A 19,338-nucleotide genomic window follows, 5' to 3' on the forward strand; every position below is an offset into this window, starting at 1 on the left:
CGGCCACCACCTGGCCTTCAACGTCACGATGGCCGGGAACGCGATGACGCTTGCCCCGACCCTGTGGGGCGCCCAACCGGCGTCCTACACCGCGGCCGGCAGCGATGTCGAACCGTTGAGCGGCGAGACGAAGAAGGCGTTCGCGGTCGTCGACTCGCTGGACGCGACGCAGCTCAAAGCCGCTGTCCTGACGACGGCCACAAAGGAGATCGTGCTGGGGGCCGGGCAGGACGGAAAGACCCTGGTAGCCGAAGGAGTCAAGGCGTCCACCTTCACCGACGCGCAGAAGACCCTGCTTCTTGACCTGGTGGACGAGTGGATCACCCCGTTGAACGCGGAGCAGGCGGCCGCCAAGCTGGCAGCGGTGAAGAAGGACCTCGACCAGACGACGTTCGCCTGGTACGGATCGACCACGCTCGGTCAACCGATCTATTACCGGGTGCAGGGCCCGACCTTCATCATCGAGTTCGCCCACCAGCAGGGTGGCGGCGCCAATGCCGGCGGGATCACGCACATCCACTCGATCTACCGCGAACCCGGTAACGACTACGGCGCCGGTCTTAGTTCGTGACATCTGAGTTCGTGACGCTTGCTCGGCACCTGGCTCGGTGGGCGGCAGTGTTTCTGCTGACGGCCACCGGGTCGGTCCTGGTCGCGATACCCGCCCAGGCGCACCCGACCGACGAGGTCCTCCAACAGGCGTACCTGACGCCCACCAGCTCCCGGCTGGCGGTACAACTCGACCTCACCCCGGGAGTGCTCGTCGCGCCGGCCTTCGCTCGGGCCATCGACACCGATGGCAACCAGACGATCAGCGCGGGCGAGACGGCTGCGCATGTGGACCTCGTGACGTCGACTCTCCAGCTGCGAGTGGACGGCCAGGCCGTCCCGCTGACGGTCACCAGGCGCACATATCCGGCCTATGATCTGCCCGCTGCGGCTGGTGGCGCCGTGACCATCGAACTGAGTGCCGGTCTGGCGCCCGGCAGCCGATATGTCGTCCTCACCGACGGGTACAGTCCCGGCCGCACGACGGTGCAGATGGACGTCCTGGTCGCAGGCGCCGACCCTGCGAACCTGGACACCATCACACATGCGGACGAGGGACGGACGATCACCCTCGCGCTCGCCCAGGTCGGTATCACGTCAGCTGCCCCTTCGCCTGATCACCCGGCGCTGGCGACCACCAGCAAACGAGAGGTGTCGAACGGGGCGACGATGCTACGCGCGCTGCGTACGCCGCTGCGATCACCCTGGGCGCTGCTGGCATTGATTGCCACCAGCGCCCTGCTCGGAGCCTTTCACGCCCTGACGCCCGGTCATGGCAAGGCTCTTCTTGCCTCCTACCTGGTCGGCTCCCGGAGCACACCCAGGCAGGCGGTCACCCTCGGGGCGGTCGTCACCGTCACACATACCTCCGCTGTGGTCGTGCTCGGCGTACTGGTCCTGACTGCGGGACGCTTCATCGTTCCCGGCGTCCTTGTGCCGAGCCTGGAAGTCACGACCGGGATCGTCGTGCTCATCCTCGGAGTGCGACTGGTCGTTCGCCGCTTGCGCCACCGCGGCGCGCACGACCACGAGCACGGCCCCACGGTTCACCACCAGCATGCCCCACCGGTGCTGCCCTCGACATTGCGTGGCATCGCCGCCATGGGCGTGTCGGGCGGGATCATCCCGTGCCCCGAAGCGCTGAGTGTTCTCCTGCTGGCCATCGGCCTCAACCGCACGGTACTGGGCCTGACGATGGTCGTCGCCTTCAGCGTCGGCCTGGCTGCGGTCCTCGTCGGCTTAGGTCTGATCCTGGTGAGTGCCCGCGCGACGCTGGACAGGTTCCGGCGTCCCGGCAGCAGGCCGCTCATCGCATGGTTGCCGGTCTTGTCTGCGGCCGTCGTGACCGTCCTCGGCCTGACCATGACGTTCAACGGGGTAACTGGACTCATGGGCTAGCCCGCCGGGGAGAATCAGGCGGTCGCTTCCCGCTACCGGTTGGTGTCAGGGAACGCTTCCGAAGAGATCTTCGCCGGGGTCGTCCCGTGTGTTGTGGAGGGTGCGGCGGAAGGGGTTCCGTCGGGGGGTGCGGGTCGGGTCGATCCATCCCGGGGGAATCCACTCGGGAACACCGTCACCAGCGATGCGTACCTGCCAGTCGCTGTGGTGGAGTGTTCGGTGATGCTGGCCGCAGGTCAGTACGAGGTTGTTCAGGGCGGTGCGGCCGCCGTGGGACCATTCGATGATGTGGTGGGCTTCGCACCAGCCGGGTGGCCGGTCGCAGCCGGGGTAGGTGCAGCAGCGGTCGCGGGCGATCAGGGCGCGGCGTAGGGCGGGGGGCACGATCCGTTGGGTGCGGCCGACGTCCAACGGCACGCCGGTGGGGTCGAGCAGGAGGCGGACGAGTTCGGCGTCGCAGCACAGCCGGGCGAGGACGGCGGCGGGTAGGGGGAGGCCCCAGCCGTTGTCCGCGGGTGGCGCGCCGGGTTCGCCGAGGAGGGCGGGTAGGGGTGCCAGGACGGTGACGTGGGGGCGGTAGCCGCCGTGGGTGGGCAGGGTGTCGGTGTGCAGGGCGCGGGCGATCAGTTCGATGAGGGCGTCGGCGCGGCGCCGGGCCGGGGAGCGGCGGTCCCGTACCTCGCCGCCGGTGCCAGCCGCGCTGGCCGTACCGCCCGCAGTGCCCGTGCTGTCGGCACTGGCCGCGGTGCCGGCGTTGTCTGCGCCAGGACTGCCGGGGTTGGCCGCCCCGTCGGGGTTGGCGGGGCGGGGTGCGGTCAGCGGGTCCAGCGCCGCTCGCAGCATCGCGGCGGCCTCGGCGTCCAGGGTGCCGCGGATCCGGGTGGTGCCCGTCCCGGTGTCGGTCAGCCACAACTCCCGCACGTCGGCTGGGTCTTTGTCCCGTTCCGGTGCCGGGTTCTGATCGGCCAGCTGGGTGATCAGGAACGCGCCCAGGCGGGTCAGTTCCGCCGGGTCGAACAGTTCGGCCTGGGTGAGTAGGAACGTCTGCGCGTCCCCGACGGTCGCCGTCGGGGTACCCGCGGGTAGCCCGCGGATCGTCCGGACGATCGCCCACGCCTGTTCGGCGGAAATGTTCCCGGCGGTCAGGGCCTGCCCGGTCGCGGCCTGTGGCCCGTGCAGGGCGGCGGCGAGTTCGACGAGCATCCGCGCGTCACCGGGGCGTAGCCGCAGCCGGTGTCGTAGCAGCGCGGCGGTGCTGGTCGCACCCTGGCCGGCGGCGAGGTCGCGGCCGTCGGCGTCGCGGACCAGCCGCAGCCGCAGTGCCGCCATCGTGGCCAGGAGTCGTTCGCCGTCATCCAACGCGGTGAGCAGGTCGGCGTCCGACAGCGACCAGACTGTCGCTTCGGCCAGGGCGTCCACGCCGGTGGCGACCGCGTTCAGCCCGGTGAGCAGCGGATGCTCCCGGCCCGGGCCGGCGGTGGCGGTGGCGCTCTGCATGGATCAACGATAACCCGACATGCCGCCAAAGTCGAACATTTGTTCGCATTAGGTGCAAAAATTGCCATGCTTTGTACGGTTTTTACCACTGTGGTGTCCGGCTGCTCGACCGGCCAGCTCGGCGCGTAGCTCGCCGATCCGACGCAGGATCGGGGCCATCGCCCTGTCCACCCGGGCCACCCCCCACGTGGCGGTCTTCTCCGACAGGCTGTCGGCGTTGTCCTCCAACCCGGCGATCTCCGCTTCGATCCGGCCACGTTCGGCGCGGGCAGCGGTCAACTGTTGAGCGTCATTCCTCATGAGGATGTAGGGGTAGGTCGGCGTCATCAGTGGTGAGGACGGCCGTAGAGCGGCTACCCGATGGTTGGGGCGTTCGTGTGCGACGACATCGTGACCACGTCCAGGTAGGGGCGGCCCTCCCGCGACGGCGGACTCGGCTGTGGGCGCGGGCGAGGTCCGGGCGGGCGGGCTCACGGACGCGGAACGGGAGGAGCTGGACCGGATCCGTGACGAGAACCGACGGCTGTGGGCGGAGCGGGACGTCCTGCGAAAGGGCGCGGCCATCGAGACGACGGAATCCGGTCGGAACGGCTGAGATTCGCCACGTTGTCGCGGCCTGCGGCGCAGGTGCTGGTCGGGAGCGTTCGAGGGCTTGCGTTGCAGGTCACAGTGGTCGGTAGGCGTCTCGGCGGTGCTCGACACGGAGGACGACGACTTCGTGTTTGTCTTCGTTGATTCTGTAGAGGATGCGGTAGGTGCCTCGTCGGGCAGCCCAGATTCCTTCGAGGTCGAAGCGCAGGGGTTTTCCGACTCTGTGGGGGGCGGTGACCAACGCGGTGGTGAGGAATTCGACGGCGGCGGTGGCGACGGCCTCGGGTAGCTGGTTGGTGAGGGCGCGTGGGGCGGGTGGGGTGAGGACGAGCTCGTAGTCGGTGTCGTTCACCTGAGCAGGTCGCGTACGGCCGCGGTGCCGCGCAGGACGTCGCCGCCGGCGTATGCCTGGTCGGCTTCGCGGATGTCTGCCAGTGCCTGCGGGTCGCGTAGGACGTCGATGGTTTCTTCCATCTGGGCGAGGTCTTCGGGGCTGATCAGTACGGCGGCGGCGTGGCCGTTGCGGGTCAGCACGATCCGTTCGTGCTGCCCCTCGACCCGGTCGACGAACTCGGACAGGTGGTCGCGGACGGTGCGGAGCGACTCGATCGTCATGGCCACAATTGTGGCCCCTGGGCTGTTCGGCGTCACCCTCCTAATCTGCTGCGGGTGAACCTGATTGCGTTGCCTCGGGCGCGTGGACACGGCTCGCACCCGATGATCTGCTGAGTAAGCGACCGTGCCGACGGGATACCCGGCCTCGGCCCGTCCACCCGGGCGGCGATCGGCCGGTTCCGACGCACCGGTCAACTGCCGGACGCAGGCAACACCAACGGCGGCCCCATGCGCGTTCTGCCGGTCGGCTGGTCCACCCCGCCCCGGGCTGCCGAACCGCGCCGCATTTCGGCAGTTGAATTGACCCGGGCCACCCACGCCGGCCGGGAAGCCCAGGCCGCGGCGTTGGTCGCCGCGTCGTGCTTTGATCTTGTGGGGACGGTAAGCGTCCTTCGCTTGATCGTGCCTGCGTTATGAAGGCATAATGCATGCATGCCTGTTGCTGTGACAATCCGCGAGGTGCCGGAAGACGTCCGAGACGCGCTGGGTGCATATGCCCGGCAGCAGGGCCAGTCCCTCCAGGGTTTCCTGCTTGGACTGCTCACGCGCCAAGCCCGGTTCGCGCGGAACCAGGGGATCCTGGCCGCCGTCGAGCGGGAGCTGGCGGCAGGAGACGGTGCGGACGCCGCGGCTCCGGACGCCGCGCAGGTTCTGGCGACCGCCCGCCCCGAACGTGGTGGCCAGCCGTCCGGGGCCAGCGAGGTCGAATGATCGTCGTCGATGCCTCCGTTCTGGCGAACGCGCTTGTTTACGCCGACGACCGTGGCCGAGGGGCACGGGAGGCCCTGGAACGTGACGCCGAGTGGGCCGCGCCCGAACACTGGCAGGTCGAGGTGTTCTCCGTTGTGCGAGGGCTCGCGCTCGGCAAGAAGATCAGTGACGACCTGGCGCGCCGTACCGTCACGCGGCTCTCTCAGCTCGGCGTCGACCATGTACCTGTCGACCTTCTCCTGCCGCGCATGTGGCAACTGCGTTTCGGTATTAGTGCCTACGACGCGGCGTATGTCGCTCTCGCGGAGGCTCGGGACCTCACGTTGGTGACGTCGGACGGCCGGTTGGCAAAGGCCGCGACGCCGTTCTGCGCCGTGCACCTGGTGGGGTAGCGAAGCGTGTTCTCGCGGGTTGCCGCGCCGCCGCTGAGGATCTTGCGGTGCGCGACTGCGCGACTGGACTCCGGCGGCCAGCAGCAAGGGAGTACGTGATTGTGGCTCTTGTCGCGCGTTCGGAGGCTCCAAGGGTCGGCGGCCTCAAGGAGTAAGGTCCCGTCCACACTGAGCGGCTGGGTCATGAACCGCTTGTGTCGACCGTTGCCATGCCGAGTTCACGGCAGGCTTGCAGGAGCATCCTGTTCCCGGCGGCGACGACCAGCTCCGGTGACGCCAGCTGTTCGGCTGCCGCGCAGTGGACCGCGTCGTACTCTCGCAGTCCCAGATCGTGAGCGAGGATCGCGGCCCTGCGAATGAGACGGTCGTCCACCGTAACCACGTCGAACGCGCTGAACAGCTGCTCCAGGGACGTCATCGCTTCGCTGTGCGTTGTGTCGTCAATCCGTCGCATCCGTTTGGCCTGGGCGAGGGCTGCGGCTGTCTCGACGTAGAGCAGCCGCGACGAGACGACATGATCGGATTTCTCCCAGAGTCGGCTGGCCTGAAGTGTGCCCGATTCGGAGATCAGCAGTGGTATGAACGCCGACGTGTCGAAGTAGCAGATCATCGTTGCTGGTCGTTGACCAGCTCGCTCACCGAACCTGTCGCGTGGACCGGGCTCGGCTGGCTACGCGTCCTGGTACGAGCAGGTTCGATCAGCCCCTCAGCGATGAGTTGTTCGAGAACTGTCGGCTGGTGCACGGGCACGATACGGGCGATCGGCCGTCCATGATCGGTGATGGTTATCGTGTGACCGGCTCGCACATCGGCAAGGTGATGGCTCAGGCCGTCCCGCAACTCCCGAATACCAACGTTCACGTGTGGCGCTCCGCTGACTCCAGCCGCCTTGGCTCCGGTGGCTTTGGCTCCAGCGACACGGACTCAAGTGGCCATAATGACCATGGTTAGGGTAGCCACTGGCGGATCTGGACGTCTACGGCGGAACCGAAACTGACACGCAGTCGAGTACCTGGTCGTTATCGTGACGAATATCGTAGTCAACGCTGTTGACGGCACTTCACCCTGATTTGATCTTGTGGAAGCGGCGATCCAATCGCCACAATCGCGCCGACAGCCGGGTGGTGACGTGGCCCTCGCGGTTGGTCAGACGGTGAAGAGCCGGAGCTTGACACCGATGGAGTCGGCGAGGTGATTCAGATCATCGGGATCGCTGGTGACCACCGAGGCCTGGTACCGGACGGCGGTCGCGACGACGATCGCGTCCACGACATCGGCGGTCCCGCCGGCGCCGCAGGCGACACCGGCGGCGCGACCGGTTGACGTGTCATCGGGGCGGATGTCGCAGCCCTTGAGGACGCGGGAGACCTGGTGCTGGGGACCGCCACGCCAGGCTTGGGCAAGGACCACCACCGGCACGATCGGGCGGATGCGAGCGGCGGTCAGTTCGTCGTGCAGGGCGAGGAAATCGGGATTGCGCCGTTCGGCGGCCAACAGGGCGCCGGTGTCGTAGACGATCGTGCGCACTACCCGGCTGCCCGCCATGGTTCGTCGTCGAGCAGCCCGGCCTCCATCAGGAACTCGCGGGCGCGTTGCCGGGACCCCTCGGGCAGCGTGCCGTGCTCGCTTTCGTACTCGGCCACCATCTCCTGCGCGGCTGCGCGGCCTGCCGCGTGCAGGGCGGCGATGTGAGCCTTCTCGACGGCAGCCTCGGCAAGCCACGTCGACACCGGCTTGCCCTCGTCGGCAGCCGCAGCTCTGATCGTCTCTTCGATCTCAGGCGGCACCGAGATCGACAGCTTCCGTACGGTCATGGCCTCACCATAGCGCGCGGTAGGAACACCTTCCTACCGTTGTCACGCCTGCATGGAGAAGGGAACCGTTGGTCGTGCCGGACGTGGGGCGCTGGAAAAGCGGTTCGCGTCGTAACCCCACAGCCCCAGATCATGGGCGAGAACCGCGGCAGGTTCAGGGAGCGCAGGGGCGGCGACGGCGTCCGGCGGGCTACGCGAGGTGAGACCGGGGCGTAACCCGGACGACCAGGTCTGCGTCGAGAGCATCAGCGAGCCGGTCGAGAACAGGCAGGGTAGGCACCGTGCCGCCGGCCTCGAACCGCGCCACCGCTGACTGTGTCATGCCAGCCGCCCGCGCGAGCTCGGTCTGGCTCCAGCCTCGCTGCTGGCGCAACTGGCGGACACCACGGCCGAGTTCGAACGCCAGCCGGGTGGCCTGGTAAGCCTCCTGCGCGCCAGGCTCGTTCATCCGCCGGTCCCGCAGCTGCGCCCATTCGATCCGCTCAGTCACTGGCCCCGTCCTCCTCGTCTAGGGTGTGCTCCTCGGCCAGGCAGCGTGCTAGGGCTCGCCTGGCCCGGGCGACCTCTCCGACCTCCCGCATCCGGGTCTTGACGAACATCGTCAACAGCACCACCCGTCGCCCCGAGGCAAGCCAGTACGTGACCCGGACCGCCTGTCGGTCTACGTGGAACCGCAACTCCCGGAGCTTGCCGTCGAGTTGCCGTGTGTAGGGCTCACCCAACAACGGCCCCTGCTCAGCCAGTAGATCGATATAGAACGCCGCCGTAGCAAAGTGCGCTGTGGGCAACTGCTCCAGCCAGTCCCGGACCTCCGGCTCCAACTCGACGGTACCCCAAGGTATAGCAGTGACGCTATAGCATGCCCGGCGGCGGTTCGTATGACGTCCGCTGCCGCGACGCCTTGCTCGGCGAGGGCACGGCCCACGGCCCACGGTCAGGTTTTGATCATTTGTAGTGGGGGCGGGCCGCGATCGTGGGGTCGGGTCGCGGGTGGATGGCGGCGATGTCCTTGTAGGGCCACCAGCCGCCGACCAGGCACACCGCACGTTCTTCGTCCGGGATGTCGAAGGCGGCGCGGGCCGGCCTGCTCACCCCCCACGACATCCCGCAGGGCACGGTGCGAGCGATGGCCGCTGTCGGCATAATCGAGGTAGGCCACGTGGATGAGATCTGGGCGTGCATGCCTTCCCCGGAGGAGGCTCGGCAGTTCGAACTGCCCGCAGGCGTCCCGGTGATCGTTTTTCAGCGCATCGCTTGGACCACCGACCGCGTGGTCTGTCTGGCTCGCGAGCTGCAGCCCGCGGACCGCAATGTCCTGCTCTACGAGCTCGGCGACATCTCCGCGCGAGACCGCGCCGAGGAGCGCAAGTGAAGCTGGAGATCCGCCGAGCCGGCCCGGAGGACTTGGACGCGGCGGTTGACATCCTCGCCGAAGCGGCACGCTGGCTCGCCAGCCGTGGCATCCGGCAGCGGCCGGAACACGGATTTCCCGCCACAGACGTCGCTGAACGGATCGAGCGGGGCGAGATGTACCTCGCTCGGCTCGACGGCGATCCCGTCGCCACAATCGCGATTGACTGGGACGACGAGTATTTTTGGAGCTCCTCGGACCACGACGCGGTATACGTGCATCGCATGGCCGTCCGGCGTCGCTGGGCGGGACGAAAGATCGGTGAACGTCTGCTCGACTGGGCCGCAGAACGGACGGCAATAGCTGGCAGAGCGTGGGTGCGGCTGGACTGTGTGACGGCCAACGTGGGCCTCTGTCAGTACTACCTGGATTGCGGCTGGACCCATGTACGAGATGTGACCGACGAGATCGGTACTGAGAGCTTGTTCCAACGGCCTGCCGGACTCGGAGGCGGCGATAGTCGAAACGGCCCCTGAATGCGGCGGTTGATTGGCGACGGGGTGGTCATCGCGGCTTCAAGTGTTTTCAGGAGCAAGGCCGCGCCCACACTGCGGTACCTGGGTCATTAACCGCTTGTGTCGACGGTTGCCATGCCGAGTTCACGGCAGGCTTGTAGGAGGATCCTGCCTCCGGTGGCGACGACCAGCTCCGGTGATGCCAGTTGTTCGGCTGCCGCGTAGTGGACCGCGTCGTAACCTCGTAGTCCCAGATCGTGAGCGAGGATCGCGGCCCTGCGGACGAGACGGTCGTTCACCGTAACCACATCAAGGGCGCTGAACGGCCGGTCCAGGGACGTCATCGTCTCGCCGTGGGTTGTCTCGTCAATCCGCCGCATCCGCTTGGCCTGGGCGAGGGCCGCGGCTGTCTCGATGGAGAGCAGCCGCGGCGAGACGACGTGATCGGATTTCTCCCAGAGCCGGCTGGCTGCGCGTCCTGGTGCGAGCGGGTTCAATCAGTCCCTCGGCGATGAGTTGTTCGAGAACTGTCGGTTGGTGCACGGGCACGATACGGGCGATCGGTCGTCCATGATCGGTGATGGTTATCGTGTGGCCGGCTCGTACATCGGCAAGGATTCAAGTGGCTACAATGATCATGGATAGGGTAGCCACCAGTGAATCGGGGCGTCTGCGGCAGGACCGAAGCTGACATGGAGTCGAGTATCGGGCCGTTATCGTGACGAATACCGTAGTCAACGCTGTTGACGCCATTTCACCTAGATTTGATCTTGATGAACGCCTGCCTGATCGCGGTCAGTGGCCCATCCAGCGCGGCGGCGAGCTCGACGAACGATCGGAGTCGGGTGATCGGAGCCGAGTGATCAGAGCCGGTGGCTGGGCGCGCGCCCAGCCACCGGCTCCGGCATGCCGCGATGGTCAGGAAATGCCGAGCTTGGTACCGCAGAGCATCCCTGTCCCCGACGTAGGCAGGGAGATGTAGCCGTCCTTGGCGGTGAGCGGGTGGGTGCAGATGTACCCGTTCTTGCCGAACATAGGTACGTACTGTGACCAGATCTTGTCAAGTCCGGTGCTGCCGGGCTGGTTCTTGACGACGTTGAACAGCAGCCGCTTGAACTTCCCGTCTGGGTTCAGGGAGTACGGCCCAGCGACGCCCTGCGCGACGTCCGGGATCGTGGCGGCGCTGCCGTCGATCTCGCGAACGGTCATGCCGTTGCGGGGGTCCGCGACGGTGCCGCGCGACTGGGCGACCCAGTTCCCGGCGGAGTAGGGCACCAGCGCGGCACCGATCGTGTCACCGGCCTGCAGGTACGCCTGCAGGCTGACGCCGCTGTTCTGCTGGAGCGTGGCGGGCTGGCGCACGCATGCGCCGGGGGTCAGTTCCGGGTTCACGCCGTTGGCGTCGCTGTTGTTGTTTATCGCTCTGAGGAACGTGCTGCGGATGGCGGCCCCGGACTGCGGCAGGTAGGGCTCGATCACGTGGCTCGGCAGGAGGGGGTTGACGACGTGCCAGTCGGTCAGCGTGCACAGGTAGATCGCCTTGAGCTGCGCCGTGGTGAGGTTGCGCGGCGTCTGCTTCGGGCTCACCGGTATCGCAGCCCAGGTCACAAGGTCCTTGCCGTAGGCGATGAAGGTCTTGTCGATGTCGGTCGCGCGGGTCGCGTCCGGGTACCGGTTGCCGCGGACGAAGTCGACGCACACTCCGGGCTGGTTGTACGCGGCCGGGTCGTTGTTCAGCGCGGTCAGTCCCGCGTTCGTCCCGTTGGGCCGCGAGATGCCGGGGCAGCCGGCCTTGGTGACGATCGGAGACGAACCGACGGCGTCCCAGCCATACACCTTGTGCGCCGGGTTGGTGGCGTTGTAGGCCGTCGCGTAGTTGTTCGTCACCATCTCGGTGGCTTCCGCGCCGACGCCGACGATATCGCCGGCCGCCGGGGTCACCCCGGCCGGCGGTTCGGCGAACGCCGGCCCCATCGCGCCAGCCAATATCGCCAGCACGGCGCCAGCGGCGGCCACCGGCATGGTGACCTTCCGACTGTATCGCATATTTTCCTCCATCTAGGCGCGGCGCACGACGAGTCCTCGTGACTCGTTCCGCATCCAAGGACGAGTCCTCGTGACATGTTCCGCATCCAAGGACGAGTCCTCGTGACATGTTCCGCATCTAAGGACGAGTCCTCGTGACTCGATCCGCATTCGAGGAGGATTCAGTACTTTCCCTACGGAAAAAATAAGGAAACATGGACTGCCCGACTTCTACAGGTGAACGCTTGATGAATGAGAAAGAACGATGGTTCATTTTCTCGGACAACAGTCGGTCGCGGTCGGCTACCGTGTCCGAATCCGGTTTCGTGGCGTTTACCAACGGCTTCGCTCGGTGTAAGGAGGTGTTCGACGAGGGCCAATCGGTCACTCTGCGCGCCTGCCACAATGCGTGAATCGCGTCCAGCGGGTCAACGGCCAGGTTTGATCATTTGTATCGGAGGCGGGCGGCGATCGCGGGGTCGGGTCGCGGGTGGATGGCGGCCGGGCTCGGTCGAAGCCGCGCCACAGCGAACGACAGCAGTCCCATGGCGACGGCGACAGCGGCGGTGGCGCTAAACACGGTGGCCAGGCTGATGCCGTGTGCGTGCAGGGGACCGACGCCGAAGGCGGCGATGCCGTAGCCGAGCTGGTAGCAGGCAATGACGGTACCCGACACCGTCGCCGGGATGGCGGTGAGTTCCTCCTGACCGAAGCTGATCGTGAGTGGCAGCAGCGCCGAGCACCCGAGGCCGGCCAGCCCGAACGCGATCACACCCAGGGCCGGCGCGTCCGCCGGGAGCACAGAAATGATCACAAAGGCACCGGCGAGAACGAAGGGCAGCAGGTGGTATGCCCACCGGGCCGGGAACCAGCGTTGGATGGCCGCGAACGCCACCCGCCCACCGGTGACAGCGGCCCAGAACGCGGTGAGGGCGAGCGAGGCCACAGTGGTTGACGCACCCAGCTCACCGGTCATGTCCAGTTGAGCCCAGTTGCCGTTGACCGTTTCGCACAGACCGTAGACGACCGCGAACGCCGCGTAGACCCACAGCCGGGCGGGCAAGCCAGCCCCGACCCGGGTGGCCCCGGCGCCTTCGGCGGCCTCGCGCGTCTGCGCCCGCAGGGGGAGGCGCAGGCTTATCACCAGAAGAATTGCGAGCAGGATGGCCGACATCAGCGGGAGGCCCCACCACAGGCCCAGGCCGACGAACACGGCGACGAACACCGGGGCGAGCATCGTGCCGAGACCGAGAAGGGCGTTGAGCGTGAGAATGGACGCGTCGACGGCCCGGGGGTGAAACGCGGCGGTGAACGTGTTCAGGGCGGGTACCGTGAGGCCGAATCCGGCGCCCAGACTCGCCGTCGCCAGCAGCAGCATTCCGTAGGCGACGGACTGTTCCGCGGTGAACAGCTGGCTGAGGACGAGTAGCGTCATGGATACCAGACCGGCGCACAGGCCGGCCAGATACACCCGCTTCGTGCCGAAACGCCGGCCCAGGCGCGCACCCAGCAGCGCGGCGGTGACGGCCGTGACGACCTGCGGGAGGAACATGCTCCCGTACTGGGTGCTCGACAGGTCGTATCTGTCCGGGTCGGTGAAGATGGCGCTCGCGGCGGGAAAGGTCACCAGCGTAATGCCCTGCGCGGCACCGGCCGCGTAGATGACGGTCGTTTCGGTCCTGCTGGCCATGTATCCTCGCCATCGCCATCGCCATCGCCATCGCCATCGCCATCGCCATCGCCATCGCCATCGCCATCGCCATCGCCATCCGGTATCCGTCCGGTACCGGTTCTTGCCCGGTCGCCCGCGTTACTGCATCCGCTCACACAGGTGCTCGCCGACTCGGATGGCGTTGGCCATGGCGGTGAGTGCCGGATTCACCGCGCCGATGCTGGGAAAGAAGCTGGTGTCGACGACGTAGAGATTGTCGAGTTCATGGGCCTTGCAGTTCACGTCGAGCACCGACGTCGCGGGATCGGTGCCGAACCGGGCGCTGCCGGCCTGGTGCGCGACACCGGCTATCTCGATGTTCATGGACATGTAGAAGTTCTTCCGGAGCACGTGGTGCGCGGACATGCCGATGTGATTGAGAATCTTCTTCACCTGGTGGTACAGGTGACCGGCCTCGTCGTTGTTGGTCGAGGTGTAGGCGAGGCGGACGTTGCCGTCGGGCGCCAGGGTGATCCGGTTTTCCGGGCGGGGGATGTCCTCGGTGCTCAGCCAGAAGTCGACGGCGTGCCTGGCCGTCTCTTCCAGGCTCCGTTTCGGGGCCAGCCTGGTGAGCGTGGGTTCTTCGCCGCGCATGGCCGCCGCGTTCGACTTGCCCACCATCTGGATGCTGCCGGCTGGCCACGGGTAGTCATCGCTGCCGAAGTAGAAATCGTTCAGTCCGAGGGTCTTCTGGAAGACCGTCTCATTGGGCTCGTCGGAGAGGGCGACCACGGCCTTGGAATTGTGGAACATGTAGTTTCGGCCGACCTGGTCCGAGCCGTTCGCGAGCCCGTGGGGGTGGGAGTCATCGGCCGAGGCGAGCAGGATTTTGGCGCTGTTAGCGGCGCCGGCGCAAAGGGCCACGATGTCGGCCTCGTAGACCTCGCGACCGCCGTTGCGGGACACGACGACACCGGTAACGGTGCGGCCGGTCGGGTCGGTCTCCAGCCTGATGACCTCGGCGTTGACCAGGAGCGTGACATGCGGTTGGTCCAGCAGCGGCCGCACCGCGATCACCTCCGCATCGGACTTGGCGTGCACCAGACACGGATACCCGTCGCACCACGCACAGCGGATACATGCGCTTTTCGCCCGGTCCGTCTCGTCGAGCAGGATTCCGCACGGCGCGTGGAAGGGCTGGTATCCACCGGTTTTCAGATCATCGAAGATCTGTTGCAGCCGTGGTTCATGGGAGACCGCCGGCCAGGGGTACTCTTTGCTCCAATGGCCTTCGGTGGGATCATCACCGTGGTTTCCATGAACCTGGTAGAGCCACTCCGCCCTCGTGTACCACGGTTCGAAGTCGTCGTAGGACAGCGGCCAGGACGGCGAAACGCCGTCAACATGACGCACCGTGGAGAAATCCTGTGGCCGCAGTCGGTAGAGCGCCGCCCCGTACAGCTTGGTGGCACCCCCCACGAAATAGTGAACCTGCGGCTGAAACGCCTTGCCGTCGGCGTCGTACCAGGTTTCGGCGGAAATATACCGGCCGTCGACGAACACCTCCTCGGGATCCCAGTTCCCCATTTCCCGCGGCAGATAGTCGCCCCGTTCCAGCAGCAGAATCTTTTTGCCTGAGAGGGCGAGTGTGTGCGCGAGCGTCCCGCCGCCCGCGCCGGTCCCGACGATGATGACGTCATAGCGTTCGGGCACCGCTCATTCTCCTTTATAGTGGATCGATTTATGTGGATCGATTTATGTTGCGGGCCGCCGAGCGGTTGGATGAAGACAGGCGGCGCTGTGCGGTACAACGCTAGGCGGTTTCGCCGCCGTCGTACTCACCCGATCGGGATGACGTTCACGGCCCGTCGTCGTTTACTGCCCGTCGTGGCTCATCACCCTGCGGCTGGCTCGGCTGGCCCGTCCGTCCCGGCTGCGGTGTAGCGCAGCGCGGGCGCCCGGGATTCGTCCGGGCCGCACAACGGCGCCGCCTCCAGGGGGCAGCGGTGGATGTCGACGGCGGGCCGCCGCGCGGGGGCCGGCCGGCGGATCGTGAGGAAGGCGAGCAGGCCCCCGGTCACGCACATCCCCGCTGTGATCCACATGGCGGTGTGGAAACCGGCTGCCAGCTCGTCGGGGTTGGCGTAGGCGCTCGCGGAGATGCCCGCGACGACGGGCAGAGCGGCCACCGCGACGAGGCCGGCCACCCGGGAGACGTCGTTGTTGACCGCGGAGGCCACCCCCGCGTGTGTGTCGCTGGCGGCGGCGAGGACGGTGGACGTCAGCGGCGCCACCGTCAGCGACAGCCCCAGCCCGAACACGGTCATCGCCGGCAGCACGGTACCGAGGTAGGTGCTCCCGGTGTCGACACGGGTGAGCAACGCCAGGCCGGTACCGGCGACGATGGGGCCGACGGTCATAGGCAGGCGGGGCCCGATGCGCTGGGCGAGGCGGCCGGCCCGGGCCGACAGGGTCAGCATCAGGATCGTGACCGGCAGCAGGGCGGCTCCTGCCGCTATGGGCGAGAACCCGGCGACCTTCTGCAGGACGACCGGAAGCAGGAAGATCGAGCCCCCCAGCGCGCCGTAGACGACGAACGTCACCAGGTTGGCGGCGCTGAACTGGCGGGAGGAGAAGATCTCCAGCGGCAGCATCGGATGGGGGCTGCGTGCCTCCACCACGACCATCGCCACCAGCGCCGCGGCCCCGCCGATACCGGTGACGAGCACGGCCGGGGATCCCCAGCCCAGCGTGCTGCCCTCGGTGAGCGCGTAGATCACGCCGGCCAGGCCCAGCGCTGCCAGGAGCGCCCCGGGCAGGTCGAGGCCGGCGGCCGGAGCGGGATTACGGGTTTCGGGCACATGGCGCACCGACACCCAGACCACGACGGCGGCGAGCGGAAGGTTGATCAGGAAGATCAGCCGCCAGGAGACGGCCTGGACCAGCCAGCCCCCGAGAAACGGGCCGATGGCGATGGCAACGCCACCCAGACCCGACCAGGCACCGATCGCCGCCGAACGGTCGTCGGGATGGAAGCTCGCTTCAATGATCGCCAGACTGCCGGGGGTCAGCAGAGCGCCACCGAACCCCTGGAGTGCCCGGGCCGCGATCAGCAGGCTGGCCGTCGGGGCGACCGCACACAGCAGCGAGGCGGCGGCGAACCACAGCACACCGATGAGGAACACCCGGCGCCGGCCGTAGCTGTCACCGAGCGAGCCGCCCAGCAGGAGAAAGCCGGCAAGGGTGAGGGTGTAGGCGTTAACCGTCCATTGCAGCCCTGCCAGGCCGGTGTCGAGGTCCGCGCCGATCCGGGGGAGGGCGATGTTGACGACGGTGGCGTCGAGCGCGGCGATGCTCGACCCGAGCACCGTGGCGAGCAGCACCCAGCGTCCGGCCGGCGAAGCGTAACGAAGGTTGATATCCGTGGCCCCATCCTCCACCAACGTCATGAACGCGACCACCGGACGGCGGTTGTTTGAACGGGTGGCGGCTGTTTGAACAACCGCGTTGACACATCCAATCAGCCGATAGAACCCGACCGGCGAATCTTGACGTCCGACGTCGGTGGGATCCAGCATGACGCGTGTCCTTCGCGGGTGCCACCTGCGCACGCCCGGTCGATTGGCTACACCGCTGGCTACACCGCCGGTTCTCCTCACCGAACGGAGTTGCACGTGGACCTCGCCGGCACTCGGCACATCACCGCTGCCGCGGTCGAAGAAACCACCAGCGTTCAGCACGCTGTCATCGACGCTTTCACGCCCGCATGGCGGCACGACCCGTACCGCAGTTATGACGTTCTGCGCGCTGCCGGTCCGTTTGTCCCGGGGCTGCTCGGCCCACACCTTGTACCGGGCTACGCCGAATGCGACGCCATCTTGCAGAATCCGGCCTGGAGCCACGCCGAGGAGTCCGAGCTGCTCCACCCGGACAGCGACGTGGAGCTGCCCGGATCCTTCCTCTGGATGGAGCCCCCGGACCACACGCGGCTGCGGGGGCTGGTGAGCAAGGCGTTCACCCCCCGCAGGATCGAGGGGATGCGCGGGCACGCGGAGCGGGTCGTGGCCGACCTGCTCGACAAGGCGTTGGCCGCCGGCGAGGTGGACCTCGTCGAGGCGTTCGCCTACCCGCTGCCGTTGACCATGGTGTGCGAGCTTCTCGGCGTGCCCGAAAGCGAGCACGCGGCCATCCGGCGGATGTCGGCCGGGATCGCCCGTGGTCTCGATCCCGACGTCCTGATGTCCACCGACGAGCTCGCGAACCGGACGGCCGCCGTCGGCGAGTTCCTGGACTTCTTCGGTGCTCTGGTGGCGGAGCGCCGGGCCCGGCCCCGTCAGGATCTCATCAGCGCGTTGGCCCAGGTTGAGGCCGAAGACGACCGGCTCACGGCTGCGGAGATGCTCGGCACGCTGCTCGTGCTGGTCGTCGCCGGGCACGAGACCACGGTCAACCTGATCAGTAACGGGATTCTCGCGCTCATCCGCCATCCCGACCAGTTCGAGCTCCTGCGTCAGCAGCCGGACCTCGCCTTGCCGGCGGTGGACGAGATGCTGCGCTATGACGCTCCCGCGCAGCTGACAACCCGTACGGCCCGCCAGGAGATCACCGTCTCCGGACGCACGTTCGCCTCTGGGGACAGTCTCATCCTGATCCTCGGGTCGGCCAACCGTGACCCGCAGGCGTTCACCGACCCCGATCGCCTGGATCTGACCCGATATGCCCAACGGGGACGGGTGAACCGCCACCTGGCCTTCGGCCTCGGACTGCACTACTGCATCGGCGCGTCCCTGGTGCGCCTGGAGGTGGAAGTAGCGCTGCGCGCCATCGCCGCGCGGGTGTCCGCGTTCACGTTGTTGGCTGATCCACCTCCGTACCGCCCGAACCTCGTGGTCCGCGGCATGTCGGAACTTCCCGTGCGCCTGAGCGCCTGAGCGCCTGAATCCGGCTCGAACGGCTTGCCTGAACGACAAGGAGCAGGGAATGACCACGGTGAGTCCCAGTCACGTCGAGTTCGACGGGTTCGATCCTGCCAACCGGGCCGACCCGTACCCGAGCTACCAGCGGGTCCGCGAGGCGGCCGGGCTGTCCCCGCTCTTCCTTCACGACGTCCCGGTCGCGTTGGTCAGCCGGTACGACGACTGTGCTGCGATCCTGGGAAGCCAGGACTGGGGCCACGGCCACGAGGACGGGCTGAGCCCCTTCTGGGACCAGGCTGCATCCCTGCCCGGCTCCTTCATCCGGATGGACCCTCCCGATCACCGGCGGCTGCGCAGGCTGGTCAACAAGGCCTTCAGCGCCCGCATGGTCGCAAGTCTCGCGCCGATGATCGACGAACTGGTGGGCCGGCTGGTCGATGCCGCGCTCGAGGCCGGCGAGATCGACGTCATCCGGGACCTGTCCGCACCGCTGGCCGTCACCATGGTCGGTGGTCGGCTGCTGGGCGTCCCCGAACAGGACCGGCCGGCGCTGCGGAACTGGGAGCTGGCGATCGCCCGTGGCACCGACCCGGACGACCTGTTGTCAGCCCACGACGTCGCCGACCGGAGCAAAGCCGGCCAGGAGGTCGTCGCCTACCTGCACGCCCTGATCGGGCAGCGGCGGGCGCACCCCACCGACGACCTGCTGAGCATGCTCGTCGGGGTGGAGGAACAGGGCGAGGTCCTGACCGCGGCCGAGGTGCTGGGCATCTGCGTGCTCCTGCTGGTCGCGGGCATGGAGACGAGTATCAACCTCATCGGTAACGGAATGATCGCTCTGCTGCGCAATCCCGACCAGCTCGCTCTGCTGCGCGAACGGCCGGAGCTCACCCCTGCGGCCGTCGAGGAGATGCTTCGCTACGACACGCCCACCCAGTTCACGATGCGGGTCGCGCTCACCGAGACGACCGTGGCCGGGCACACCTTCGCCCGCGGTGACGGCGTGATCGTCCTGATGGCCTCCGCCGGCCGGGACCCGGCCGTCTTCACCGATCCCGACCGTTTCGACATCACCCGGTACGCGGCTGCCCCGGCCCCTCGCCGCCATCTGGGCTTCAGCCTCGGTCTGCACTACTGCCTGGGAGCGCCGCTGGCCCGGATGGAGGCGGAAACCGCGATCCGCACGCTCATCGCGCGGGCCCCCGGCCTGTCCCTGGCCACCGACACCCTCACCTATCTGCCCAGCCTCATCCACCGAGGGGTGACATCGCTCCCGCTCGACCTTTCCGCGGACTGACCCCTGACGCCCGGCG

General features: G+C 67.5%; 26 protein-coding genes and 1 pseudogene. 10 read left to right on the plus strand and 17 right to left on the minus strand.

Translation table 11 applies throughout. The annotated features are described in order from the left end of the window. Both U9977_RS14920 and U9977_RS14925 read left to right on the plus strand, forming a co-directional pair. Window positions 1-571, plus strand: a 571-nt coding sequence (locus U9977_RS14920) for a DUF3500 domain-containing protein (protein ID WP_322749859.1), incomplete at its 5' end; no start/stop codon positions are given. After that, window positions 568-1,947 (plus strand): nickel/cobalt transporter, encoded by a 1,380-nt coding sequence (locus tag U9977_RS14925; protein ID WP_322749860.1) that lies wholly within the window; start codon window positions 568-570, stop codon window positions 1,945-1,947. The genes U9977_RS14920 and U9977_RS14925, both read left to right, overlap by 4 nt. Window positions 1,948-1,992: 45 nt before the next feature. Here the strand turns inward: U9977_RS14925 and U9977_RS14930 are convergent, their stop codons facing one another. Together U9977_RS14930 and U9977_RS14935 are read right to left on the minus strand one after the other, a co-directional pair. Further along, on the minus strand, window positions 1,993-3,444 hold the full coding sequence (locus tag U9977_RS14930) for an HNH endonuclease signature motif containing protein (protein ID WP_322749861.1): 1,452 nt from the start codon (window positions 3,442-3,444) through the stop codon (window positions 1,993-1,995). 48 nt (window positions 3,445-3,492) lie between these two features. Further along, on the minus strand, window positions 3,493-3,771 hold the full coding sequence (locus U9977_RS14935) for a hypothetical protein (protein WP_322749862.1): 279 nt from the start codon (window positions 3,769-3,771) through the stop codon (window positions 3,493-3,495). A 112-nt stretch (window positions 3,772-3,883) separates the two neighbouring features. Between U9977_RS14935 and U9977_RS14940 the strand changes: the two genes are divergently transcribed. Then, window positions 3,884-4,039: a hypothetical protein gene (locus U9977_RS14940; RefSeq protein ID WP_322749863.1), complete on the plus strand. Its 156-nt coding sequence runs from the start codon at window positions 3,884-3,886 to the stop codon at window positions 4,037-4,039. A gap of 69 nt (window positions 4,040-4,108) precedes the next feature. Here U9977_RS14940 and U9977_RS14945 read toward each other — a convergent pair whose 3' ends face one another. Together U9977_RS14945 and U9977_RS14950 are read right to left on the minus strand one after the other, a co-directional pair. Further along, window positions 4,109-4,387 (minus strand): type II toxin-antitoxin system RelE/ParE family toxin, encoded by a 279-nt coding sequence (locus tag U9977_RS14945; protein ID WP_322749864.1) that lies wholly within the window; start codon window positions 4,385-4,387, stop codon window positions 4,109-4,111. Beyond that, window positions 4,384-4,650, minus strand: coding sequence for a type II toxin-antitoxin system Phd/YefM family antitoxin (locus U9977_RS14950; protein ID WP_322749865.1), 267 nt, complete (start codon window positions 4,648-4,650; stop codon window positions 4,384-4,386). The genes U9977_RS14945 and U9977_RS14950 overlap by 4 nt, the downstream gene beginning before the upstream one ends. 135 nt (window positions 4,651-4,785) lie before the next feature. Between U9977_RS14950 and U9977_RS27040 the strand changes: the two genes are divergently transcribed. The 3 genes from U9977_RS27040 to U9977_RS14960 are packed head-to-tail and all read left to right on the plus strand — an operon-like array spanning window position 4,786 to window position 5,753. Then, complete coding sequence (locus U9977_RS27040) at window positions 4,786-5,067, plus strand: ADP-ribosylglycohydrolase family protein (protein WP_416210622.1); 282 nt, start codon at window positions 4,786-4,788, stop codon at window positions 5,065-5,067. 15 nt (window positions 5,068-5,082) lie between these two features. After that, the gene (locus U9977_RS14955; RefSeq protein ID WP_322749866.1) at window positions 5,083-5,361 is read left to right on the plus strand and encodes a hypothetical protein; all 279 of its coding nucleotides are present in this window, start codon (window positions 5,083-5,085) and stop codon (window positions 5,359-5,361) included. Next, window positions 5,358-5,753 (plus strand): type II toxin-antitoxin system VapC family toxin, encoded by a 396-nt coding sequence (locus U9977_RS14960; protein WP_322749867.1) that lies wholly within the window; start codon window positions 5,358-5,360, stop codon window positions 5,751-5,753. Before U9977_RS14955 ends, U9977_RS14960 begins: the two co-directional genes overlap by 4 nt. A gap of 181 nt (window positions 5,754-5,934) precedes the next feature. On the opposite strand, the gene U9977_RS14965 is transcribed toward U9977_RS14960, so the two are convergent. The 7 genes from U9977_RS14965 to U9977_RS14995 all read right to left on the minus strand — a co-directional run bounded on the left by U9977_RS14965 (window position 5,935) and on the right by U9977_RS14995 (window position 8,659). Further along, window positions 5,935-6,363, minus strand: a complete 429-nt coding sequence (locus U9977_RS14965; RefSeq protein WP_322749868.1) for a type II toxin-antitoxin system VapC family toxin — start codon at window positions 6,361-6,363, stop codon at window positions 5,935-5,937. Then, a complete protein-coding gene (locus U9977_RS14970; protein WP_322749869.1) occupies window positions 6,360-6,614 on the minus strand; it encodes a type II toxin-antitoxin system prevent-host-death family antitoxin in 255 nt (84 codons plus the stop codon). The genes U9977_RS14965 and U9977_RS14970 overlap by 4 nt, the downstream gene beginning before the upstream one ends. A 285-nt stretch (window positions 6,615-6,899) precedes the next feature. Then, a complete protein-coding gene (locus U9977_RS14975; protein ID WP_322749870.1) occupies window positions 6,900-7,298 on the minus strand; it encodes a PIN domain-containing protein in 399 nt (132 codons plus the stop codon). Then, window positions 7,280-7,567, minus strand: coding sequence for a hypothetical protein (locus U9977_RS14980; RefSeq protein WP_322749871.1), 288 nt, complete (start codon window positions 7,565-7,567; stop codon window positions 7,280-7,282). Before U9977_RS14980 ends, U9977_RS14975 begins: the two co-directional genes overlap by 19 nt. Window positions 7,568-7,757: 190 nt before the next feature. Next, on the minus strand, window positions 7,758-8,057 hold the full coding sequence (locus U9977_RS14985) for a helix-turn-helix transcriptional regulator (RefSeq protein WP_322749872.1): 300 nt from the start codon (window positions 8,055-8,057) through the stop codon (window positions 7,758-7,760). Next, window positions 8,050-8,409, minus strand: coding sequence for a type II toxin-antitoxin system RelE/ParE family toxin (locus tag U9977_RS14990; protein WP_416210623.1), 360 nt, complete (start codon window positions 8,407-8,409; stop codon window positions 8,050-8,052). The genes U9977_RS14985 and U9977_RS14990 overlap by 8 nt, the downstream gene beginning before the upstream one ends. Window positions 8,410-8,512: 103 nt before the next feature. Beyond that, window positions 8,513-8,659 (minus strand): hypothetical protein, encoded by a 147-nt coding sequence (locus U9977_RS14995; RefSeq protein WP_322749874.1) that lies wholly within the window; start codon window positions 8,657-8,659, stop codon window positions 8,513-8,515. A gap of 34 nt (window positions 8,660-8,693) precedes the next feature. On the opposite strand from U9977_RS14995, the gene U9977_RS15000 reads away from it, so the two are divergent. Then, window positions 8,694-8,939 (plus strand): UTRA domain-containing protein, encoded by a 246-nt coding sequence (locus U9977_RS15000; protein ID WP_322749875.1) that lies wholly within the window; start codon window positions 8,694-8,696, stop codon window positions 8,937-8,939. Then, complete coding sequence (locus U9977_RS15005; protein WP_322749876.1) at window positions 8,936-9,454, plus strand: GNAT family N-acetyltransferase; 519 nt, start codon at window positions 8,936-8,938, stop codon at window positions 9,452-9,454. The genes U9977_RS15000 and U9977_RS15005 overlap by 4 nt, the downstream gene beginning before the upstream one ends. A gap of 89 nt (window positions 9,455-9,543) precedes the next feature. On the opposite strand, the gene U9977_RS15010 is transcribed toward U9977_RS15005, so the two are convergent. From U9977_RS15010 to U9977_RS15030, 6 genes and pseudogenes are all read right to left on the minus strand, one after another. After that, window positions 9,544-9,930 carry a type II toxin-antitoxin system VapC family toxin gene (locus tag U9977_RS15010; RefSeq protein ID WP_322749877.1) on the minus strand — a complete coding sequence of 129 codons (387 nt, stop codon included), beginning with the start codon at window positions 9,928-9,930 and terminating at the stop codon, window positions 9,544-9,546. A 52-nt stretch (window positions 9,931-9,982) separates the two neighbouring features. Further along, a pseudogene (locus tag U9977_RS27045) lies at window positions 9,983-10,051 on the minus strand (type II toxin-antitoxin system prevent-host-death family antitoxin); the annotation flags it as partial. Window positions 10,052-10,351: 300 nt separating this feature from the next. Then, window positions 10,352-11,479: a substrate-binding domain-containing protein gene (locus U9977_RS15015; protein WP_322749878.1), complete on the minus strand. Its 1,128-nt coding sequence runs from the start codon at window positions 11,477-11,479 to the stop codon at window positions 10,352-10,354. A 424-nt stretch (window positions 11,480-11,903) separates the two neighbouring features. After that, the gene (locus U9977_RS15020; RefSeq protein WP_322749879.1) at window positions 11,904-13,148 is read right to left on the minus strand and encodes an MFS transporter; all 1,245 of its coding nucleotides are present in this window, start codon (window positions 13,146-13,148) and stop codon (window positions 11,904-11,906) included. A gap of 120 nt (window positions 13,149-13,268) precedes the next feature. Continuing rightward, window positions 13,269-14,822: a GMC family oxidoreductase gene (locus U9977_RS15025; protein WP_322749880.1), complete on the minus strand. Its 1,554-nt coding sequence runs from the start codon at window positions 14,820-14,822 to the stop codon at window positions 13,269-13,271. Window positions 14,823-15,004: 182 nt separating this feature from the next. Then, complete coding sequence (locus U9977_RS15030; RefSeq protein WP_322749881.1) at window positions 15,005-16,558, minus strand: MFS transporter; 1,554 nt, start codon at window positions 16,556-16,558, stop codon at window positions 15,005-15,007. 225 nt (window positions 16,559-16,783) lie between these two features. Here U9977_RS15030 and U9977_RS15035 point away from each other — a divergent pair, with 225 nt between their 5' ends. Together U9977_RS15035 and U9977_RS15040 are read left to right on the plus strand one after the other, a co-directional pair. Next, window positions 16,784-18,040, plus strand: coding sequence for a cytochrome P450 (locus tag U9977_RS15035; protein ID WP_322749882.1), 1,257 nt, complete (start codon window positions 16,784-16,786; stop codon window positions 18,038-18,040). Between the two features lie 49 nt (window positions 18,041-18,089). Further along, window positions 18,090-19,322, plus strand: a complete 1,233-nt coding sequence (locus U9977_RS15040) for a cytochrome P450 (protein ID WP_322749883.1) — start codon at window positions 18,090-18,092, stop codon at window positions 19,320-19,322. The last annotated feature ends 16 nt before the right edge of the window (window positions 19,323-19,338 follow it).

It is taken from the genome of Protofrankia sp. Cas8, assembly GCF_963555845.1.
Classification (GTDB): domain Bacteria; phylum Actinomycetota; class Actinomycetes; order Frankiales; family Frankiaceae; genus Protofrankia.